This window comes from Limnospira sp. PMC 289.06 (genome assembly GCF_032350395.1).
GTDB lineage: Bacteria > Cyanobacteriota > Cyanobacteriia > Cyanobacteriales > Microcoleaceae > Limnospira > Limnospira platensis.
In genome coordinates, this window is record NZ_JARPLC010000170.1 from 1 (window position 1) to 8,048 (window position 8,048).

The 8,048-nt window shown below is 45.8% G+C and carries 10 protein-coding genes; 4 read left to right on the forward strand and 6 right to left on the reverse strand.

The window, feature by feature from the left end; translation table 11 throughout:
- Positions 1-130: IS630 transposase-related protein (locus P5674_RS21910; protein ID WP_315670280.1), on the reverse strand; the 130-nt coding region annotated here is incomplete at its 3' end.
- A gap of 535 nt (positions 131-665) precedes the next feature.
- Here P5674_RS21910 and P5674_RS21915 point away from each other — a divergent pair.
- Positions 666-1,628: a GDP-mannose 4,6-dehydratase gene (locus P5674_RS21915; RefSeq protein ID WP_006616562.1), complete on the forward strand. Its 963-nt coding sequence runs from the start codon at positions 666-668 to the stop codon at positions 1,626-1,628.
- A gap of 72 nt (positions 1,629-1,700) precedes the next feature.
- Positions 1,701-2,231, forward strand: coding sequence for a hypothetical protein (locus P5674_RS21920; protein WP_006616561.1), 531 nt, complete (start codon positions 1,701-1,703; stop codon positions 2,229-2,231).
- 178 nt (positions 2,232-2,409) lie between these two features.
- On the opposite strand, the gene P5674_RS21925 is transcribed toward P5674_RS21920, so the two are convergent.
- The 5 genes from P5674_RS21925 to ffh form a co-directional block, all read right to left on the reverse strand.
- Positions 2,410-2,796: a ChuX/HutX family heme-like substrate-binding protein gene (locus tag P5674_RS21925; protein WP_006616560.1), complete on the reverse strand. Its 387-nt coding sequence runs from the start codon at positions 2,794-2,796 to the stop codon at positions 2,410-2,412.
- A gap of 37 nt (positions 2,797-2,833) precedes the next feature.
- A complete protein-coding gene (locus P5674_RS21930; RefSeq protein ID WP_006616559.1) occupies positions 2,834-3,787 on the reverse strand; it encodes a PhoH family protein in 954 nt (317 codons plus the stop codon).
- A gap of 106 nt (positions 3,788-3,893) precedes the next feature.
- The gene (locus tag P5674_RS21935; protein ID WP_434057617.1) at positions 3,894-4,235 is read right to left on the reverse strand and encodes a KH domain-containing protein; all 342 of its coding nucleotides are present in this window, start codon (positions 4,233-4,235) and stop codon (positions 3,894-3,896) included.
- A gap of 10 nt (positions 4,236-4,245) precedes the next feature.
- A complete protein-coding gene (gene rpsP / locus P5674_RS21940; protein WP_006616557.1) occupies positions 4,246-4,539 on the reverse strand; it encodes a 30S ribosomal protein S16 in 294 nt (97 codons plus the stop codon).
- Positions 4,540-4,687: 148 nt separating this feature from the next.
- The gene (ffh, locus tag P5674_RS21945) at positions 4,688-6,100 is read right to left on the reverse strand and encodes a signal recognition particle protein (RefSeq protein ID WP_014275078.1); all 1,413 of its coding nucleotides are present in this window, start codon (positions 6,098-6,100) and stop codon (positions 4,688-4,690) included.
- 16 nt (positions 6,101-6,116) lie between these two features.
- On the opposite strand from ffh, the gene P5674_RS21950 reads away from it, so the two are divergent.
- Both P5674_RS21950 and P5674_RS21955 read left to right on the forward strand, forming a co-directional pair.
- Positions 6,117-6,272: a hypothetical protein gene (locus P5674_RS21950; RefSeq protein WP_014275079.1), complete on the forward strand. Its 156-nt coding sequence runs from the start codon at positions 6,117-6,119 to the stop codon at positions 6,270-6,272.
- A 122-nt stretch (positions 6,273-6,394) separates the two neighbouring features.
- Positions 6,395-7,852, forward strand: coding sequence for a recombinase (locus tag P5674_RS21955; protein ID WP_315643007.1), 1,458 nt, complete (start codon positions 6,395-6,397; stop codon positions 7,850-7,852).
- Positions 7,853-8,048: the final 196 nt, after the last annotated feature.

Sequence of the window (8,048 nt, forward strand, 5' to 3'; positions counted from 1 at the left end):
TTTGCAGCCAGAGATTGATAGTGTTCCGGCTGACATGGAAAACTTGACTGGCTTCGGTTTTGGGTATACCGTCTAGTTCAATTGCATTAATAACTTTTTGTCTAAGGTCGTAACTGTAGGGGGCTGGCATTTTGGGTCTTATGTAGATATCCTTGCCATTATACGTCCTAACTGTTCTGTCTTGTGCTATAATTATTAATTATTCATTATAGGGGCGCGCCTCGGCCGTCAATTCTCAATTCCCCACCCAGGTTGTGGTAAACCCGCCCCACCGTTTCCCCTGAGAAAACCGGTTTCTTTGAGAAACCGGGTTTCTTGACCACGATATGGGTGGTGCGTCAGATGAACCAAATTGGCCGTTGACCCGATAGGTTATCCCTCTGACGCACCCTACGAGGGTGATAATTATTAATTATTAATTGTAGGGGCGCGCCTCGGCCGTCAATTCTCAATTCCCCACCCAGGTTGTGGTAAACCCGCCCCACCGTTTCCCCTGAGAAAACCGGTTTCTTTGAGAAACCGGGTTTCTTGACCACGATATGGGTGGTGCGTCAGATGAACCAAATTGGCCGTTGACCCGATAGGTTATCCCTCTGACGCACCCTATGGACTAGAATGATGATTCGGTTATTATCTGTATTTGGTAGTCTGAACCACCCCGGTATATGAAAAAAGCGCTAATTTGTGGAATATCTGGACAAGATGGGGCTTATTTAGCCTCACTGCTGTTAGATAAAGGCTATGCCGTATATGGTACTTCCCGCGATGCTCAGATGTCCTCATTTCGGAACTTGAAAAGGTTGGGAATTTATGACCGAGTGAAATTATCTTCCATGTCTCTCACCGACTTTCGTAGTGTTCTTCAAGTTTTGACCCAGGTTGAACCACAGGAAGTCTATAACTTGGCGGGTCAGAGTTCCGTTGGTCTATCCTTTGACCAACCTGTGGAAACCCTCGATAGTATCGCCGGGGGAACCCTCAACCTCTTAGAAGCGATCCGATTTACTGGCGCACCTATTAAACTCTATAATGCTGGGTCTAGTGAGTGTTTTGGTGATACCTACGGCGAACCCGCTGATGAAAATACCCCCTTTCGTCCTCGCAGTCCCTACGCAGTCGCTAAGTCCGCCGCCTTTTGGGAAGTCGCTAACTATCGGGAAGCCTATGGTTTATTTGCTTGTTCTGGAATACTATTTAACCATGAGTCGCCCCTGAGACCCCCCCGGTTTGTGACTCAGAAAATTATTCATGGAGCCTGTGCGATCGCCTCTGGAAATCAGGATAAACTATATTTGGGTAGAATCTCCGTGCAGCGAGATTGGGGTTGGGCTCCTGAGTATGTCGAGGCTATGTATTTGATGCTTCAGCAGTCACAAGCCGATGATTATGCGATCGCTACCGGGGAAACTTACTCTCTCCAGGATTTTGTCAAAACCGCTTTTGATTGTGTCGGTCTAAACTGGGAAGATTTTGTCGAAACTGACCAAAGCCTCTACCGTCCCACAGATATCGCTGTCGGTCGCGCCTCCCCCGCCAAGGCTAAACATCAGTTAGGATGGGAGGCTAAGTTTAAAATGCCTGATATAGTCAGAATGATGGTCCAAGCACAACAGGAGCGATCGCCATAATACCATATTATAGATATGATATGATACAACAGTCTGTGCTGACACCTCTGATTTTTGATTAACTATTTACTAATGGCTAAAAACAAAGAAGTTCACATTCTGGAAGTTGTCTTAGTCCCTAAAGAGGACTGTGAGTCCCTGCTGGGTTTTATGATTGATAGACCCCAAGCCGAAGCTAAACTTAACTCTTCCCAAGTCGAGTTTTCCGGTTGGGTATTGGGTAAAACTTCCCCCGCTATTGCTGTGGAAGTCCTACAGGGGGAAAAGATTGTTAAAACTATTTCCGTCAGTGATTCTCGTCCTGATGTCGCCAGGGTTTACCCAGACGCACCAACCGCCAGTATTAGTGGCTTTAAAGAAAGCATTGATTTGGGGGAATTTTCGGGAGAAAATGAACTCACTGTACAGGCAATTTTGCGGGATGATAGTATTATTACTATCGGACAGGTGCGATTCCAAACTCCTGAATCGGCTCAAGTTTCCGAATCCGCCACTGTCGTATCATCTGAAAGGCTCGAACGTGCTAAGGCTGATTTAGAGCGATCGCGTCAATTTTTGGAACAGGTAAAAGCCGACTTAGCCAAATACGAAGTTAACCCATAACCACAGCTATATCGTCATTCCTCCTCTGGGAAACCCCTAGGAACCCTCCCCGTTTGTTGATTAACGCCACCCACATCAACCTATTTTGTGAGTCAAGCGCCGCCAAACCTACCACCTCCGTTTCCCGGAATGGTCCGTGTTGGGTTCCACCTCCTTTCACCCCCCCAACCCAGGGGAATTAGAATTGTATGTGGTCGCCATATTTAGCCCGCAAACCCTCCCAGGCTTCCACCTGTCCCGGTTCATATTCTCCCGGTTTTCCCCATTGTAAAAAAGCACTTAAAGCCGGTTGATTTTCAGCATCTAAAAACCGAATCGCATAGGTAGTAAAATTCCCGCGCTTCGCTTCTCCTGTCTCGAATTTCACCGCTTTAATTTGGTCAATATTTAGGTGAAATTCAAACAAATCACTGTGCATATTAGCATACATTCCTTTAGGAAGTTCTGCATAAAATAGCTTTTGAATTTTCCCTTTAACTTCCAGAACCGCAGCACTACTGGTCACAATTAACCGCAAAGTTCCCAAACTTTCGCAAGACTCTAACAACTCTTTTAAATCAGCCATAGTTATTTTCAGCTATTACCTATCCAGCAATAGTAATTTATTTTTCATGTCGTTCATAGGCGGCGACAATCCGCTGAACCAGAGGATTCCGCACCACATCCGCCTGAGAAAACTCGCAAAAAGCAATCCCTTCAATATTTTGCAGAATCTTGAGGGCAACTGTCAACCCCGAAGATTGATTTATGGGTAGATCGGTCTGGGTAATATCACCCGTTACCACCATGCGCGATCGCGACCCCAAACGAGTCAGCACCATTTTCATCTGTCCAGGAGTCGTATTTTGCGCCTCATCAAGGATCACAAAAGAATTATTGAGAGTACGTCCTCGCATATAAGCAATAGGTGCAACTTCAATAACTCCCCTTTCCATCAAATTAGCCGCTTTTTCTGGGTCTACCAACTCATAAATCGCATCATAAAGAGGTCGCAAATAAGGATTAACCTTTTGCTGCAAATCTCCCGGAAGGAAGCCTAGACGCTCCCCCGCCTCCACCGCTGGACGGGTAAGGATTAACCTTTCGTATTGGTCAGAAAGTAACGCCTGAAGCGCGATAATTGCTGCTAGATAAGTTTTACCAGTTCCCGCTGGTCCAATGCAAAAAGTCAAATCATGGGTACGGATAGCTTGAATATATTGGCGCTGACGGAAAGTTTTAGCGCGTATATCCTGACCTCGGCGAGTTCTCGCTAAAACATCCTGCTGAAGTTCCCGCAGATTAGCTTCTTGGTGGGTATTAATAGCATGACGAGCCGTCAGAATATCGGGGTCTGTGATAGTTTTACCATTTTCCCAAAAAGGTTTGAGGGATTCTATCAAAACTCGGCACAATTCCACCTGTTTAGTCGTACCACTAATCAGCAAATCTTGACCCCGCAAAACTATCTGAGTTCCAGTTTGTTTAGACAGAGTTTTTAGATTATCCTCTTGATAACCCCCCAAGGCGATCGCACTTTCGATAGTAGGTAACTGAATCGTCAATCGCTCAGTCATTCAAAGTATCACCAAACATTATCTATACACCAGACCAATACAGGACAATCAATCGGGAAAGCGACAGACAGGCGATCCTCACGTCGCTTTCCTTAGCAACAGAAAACTATCCGTCTCGATGAATTGGTCCCCTAGGGGCGGATGGACGAGTAGGGCGGCTGGTACGTTTCGGAGACGGACGGTTTCCTGAAACCCTGGGAGGGCGACCTGGGGTAGGACTGTCTTCGTAAATATCTAAATACACCGATTCTCCAGCCACTCTAGCGATCGCAGATAGAACATTACGAATCGCTTGGATATTATGTCCCGAACGACCATAGACACGGCCCTTATCTTCCGCCTCAAAAGCCAATCTCACCCAAATTTTGCGGTGAGCTGGCGATCGCTCACAATCAACCCGCAGCGCCTCTGGCGACCCCAAAAACGGGCTAACTAAGAATCGTACCAACTCCCCATAATTAGGATTGACTGACAGGTTCTGCGGTGCTGGGTTCAGCGATGACTCCGGACTTGAGTTGTTCAAATACATTGGCTTTTTGCAGAATGTTACGCACAGTTCTAGTAGGTTGAGCCCCTTGTTTCAGCCGTCGAATAATAGCCGGGGTATCCAATCTAGTTTCATCCGTTCTGGGGTTATAAAAACCCAACTCTTCCAGGGGACGACCTTCACGACGCGACAGACTATCTATCGCCACAATCCGATAACTAGCTTCTCGTTTCTTACCGTAACGTTTTAATCTCAGTTTGATCATTTGGATCTAATCAACTCTCCTTATCAATTTTAAGCTATTGTAGCAGTCTAGGACAGACTGACCACCAAATCCGCCTCTGAATCGGGGAAGAATGGGGGAACTTACTATTATAGCATTCCCAGAACCCAGCAAAAGTAAACTCCCACAGTCACAGTTGACCAAAACCCTTTTTCTTTTTGGCTTTCTTCTTCTTCTTACCGCCAGCCATACCCGGCATTCCCATACCCGGCATTCCCATACCCGGCATTCCCATACCGGGAAACTGACCCCTACCCATTTGTTGCATTAAACTCCGCATCCGCTGAAAATCGCTCACCAAACGCATCACATCCTTCTCAGCATATCCAGCCCCTTTAGCCACCCGCTTACGTCTTGACGGCGAATTGGACAGCAACTCAGGATTCTTACGCTCCTCAATAGTCATAGAATTAATCATAGCTTCCGAGCGTTTCAGTTGGCTTTCCCCCGCGTCCAACTGCTCCTGAGAAATTTTATTCATCCCCGGAATCAGTTTAACCAACCCCCCCAAAGACCCCATATTTTTCATCAACCGGGTCTGCTTGAGAAAATCCGTGAAGTCAAACTTAGCCTCTAAAATCTTCTCCTGCATCTTCTCAGCATCGGCGATATCAAACTCTTCCTCAGCCTTTTCCACCAATGTGAGGATGTCACCCATCCCTAAAATTCTCGATGCCATACGTTCCGGGTAAAAAGGTTGTAGAGCTTCCACCTTTTCCCCCACCCCGACAAACTTAATCGGAGCCCCAGAAACACGCCGAATTGACAGAGCCGCGCCGCCGCGACTATCCCCGTCCATTTTAGTGAGGATAGCACCAGTAATGCCAATTCGGTCATTAAAGGTCTGAGTCAGGGTAGCCGCTTCCTGACCCGTCATGGCATCAACTACTAACAAGGTCTCGTGAGGTTGAACCGTCTCCTTTATTTGAGCCAGTTCCGCCATCATATTCTGGTCAATTTGTAACCGACCAGCCGTATCAATGATAATTGTATCAATACCCTGGGCTTTGCCGTACTCAATACCCTGGCGAGCAATTTCTACCGGGTCGGCATCTTTCCCTAACTCGAATACGGGAACATTTATCTGTTTCCCCAGAGTCATTAACTGGTCAATAGCTGCTGGTCGGTAAACGTCCGTAGCTACTAACAGGCTGCTGCGATTCTCTTTTTGTAGGTGCAAGGCTAACTTAGCCGAAGCTGTGGTTTTACCAGTTCCCTGCAAACCCGCCATTAACACGATGGTTGGTGGTTGTTGGGCTTCAGCCAGGGGAACATTGCTTTCCCCCATGACTTTGACTAACTCATCGTGAACAATTTTGATAAACTGTTGACCGGGTTTCACGCCGGATACTACTTGCGAACCCTGGGCTTGAACGCCAACCTCTTTGATAAAATCTTTAACTACCATCAGGTTAACGTCCGCTTCCAATAGGGCGCGACGAACTTCTTTCAGAGCTTCCTGGATATTGGATTCTGTAATTTTGTCCTGACCCCGGAGTTTTTTCCAGGCGGACTCTAAACGTTCAGAAAGGGCATCGAACATAAATAATAATGCTTTAGTGAAAGGTTCTGGCTGCTATAATTTTGGCCATGGGGCGATCGCATTTTACCACAGCAACCTAACGAAAAATGTCTCCCTCCCCGAACGCACCTCCAATCAGGCGAGTAATTGGGTAGGATATCCGGTTAAGGCTATGGCCGGCGATCGCATTTAATGCCGTATTTTTGGAAAAAACTCCCCGGGTAGGATTCGAACCTGATACATAGCCTATAACCCCTATTCTACCGTTACTTAGGTGTTACTCAAAACCATAGCAGGATAACAAGTGAGTAAAAAATGAGTAACGCTACTGATACCCCTACAGTAGGGGGAAAGGGTAACTATGACGGGGGCTATGCTAGGTTCCTGAAAGCCTATCAAGACTTTAAAGGGGAATGTCCCAAAGGAGTGACACTCAAGTTACAAAAGACCGGGACTAGGTACAACCTACTATTGCAGTTTAAGCAACCACCTACCGGGAAACGGCTACCCAAGACAGCTAATCTTGAGTGTACACCTCAAGGGGTGATAGACGGGGTTAAGAAAGCTAAACTGGTATCAGAAGCCCTAGGGACTATCACTAGCGCTAGTGAGTTCTGGAACTGGTACGATGCGACTATCTCAGGAAAGAACCAGATTGAGGATAATCTGATAACCTATCGGGAAATATTCCAACAACTAGAGGATGAGTATTTTGCGGGTTACAACCGCAACACAGGAAGGAAACGTTCTCGCGATATCGCTAGTGACTTAGCGTCTTACGACACTACTAAAGGGGCATATTTCAGGCTGTTCCCTAACTGGGATGAATATCCTAGCTGGGAGAGTTTCAAGGCTATGCTATATATTCCCTTGCAGAATGGAGAACAATTAGTAGGCTCCAAAACCTTCAAGGAACGTTACTACATCTTAAAAGCCATAGCTGAGAAATCACCTAACAAAGAACACTTACTTAAAAAACTTGAACCTATTAACGCCAAACAAACGCAATTCAGAAAGAAACAGCGTATAAGCATTGATGCCTTTAAGGATTGGTGGTATAGCGCCAAACAAGAAGCCTATACTGTTAAAAGCCCTCAACATCAATCATCTCGACATAACTGGTTATGGGTGACTGGTATGGCAGTAATGTACGGGTTAAGACCTACCGAGATAGCCGCCGCAGTTAATCTAACTAAGCCATTTGTAACGGATGATGGTATCACTATCAAAGCACTGTCAGACCCCGATAATCAAGACAATTACTTGGTGCTAGGTGACTATGTTTACTTTACTGACGCAGAAGGTCGGAAAGTGAGTATCAAAACAGGGGGAAGGGTTGTAGCCCCAATTCCCAGTCCCGAAATGTTTGATTTCCTAGAATTGAAACGGCCGTTGTTACCAGAATATAGCCCGAAAAAAGGCAGTCAACCCAAAACCATAGCTGGAGGCTTTGACAAAAAGTTTACCCACACAATTTTCTCTATGAAATGCCCGGTAACCCAGAAATATGCTTTTCGTAGGCTGTACAACCTGTTAGGTGAAAAGTATGGATTACCTATCGAGTTACGAGCTAGACTTATGGGACATAGCACAATCGTTAATGAAGGTAAATACAAGACAGAAGGCATTGACGCTACCTTAGAAGTTCTCAAAGGGGTTTCTAAGTTACCTATACCATTGAACGTAGCCATAGAACGGTTAACAGCGTTAGGGTTTGATGTTGACACTCCAGAAGCTAAGGCATTTCTCAGAGTTATCTATCAGATAGATTAATCTAATCGTCAACCTTTCATAAATTAACACCCCTAGATTAAACCCCTAGGGGTTATTTTATGGCTACAGATTGATAGATCCTGCTATGGTTTTGAGTAACACCTAAGTAACGGTAGAATAGGGGTTATAGGCTATGTATCAGGTTCGAATCCTACCCGGGGAGTTTAGTATAAACCCTTATCCTGACAGCGATAGC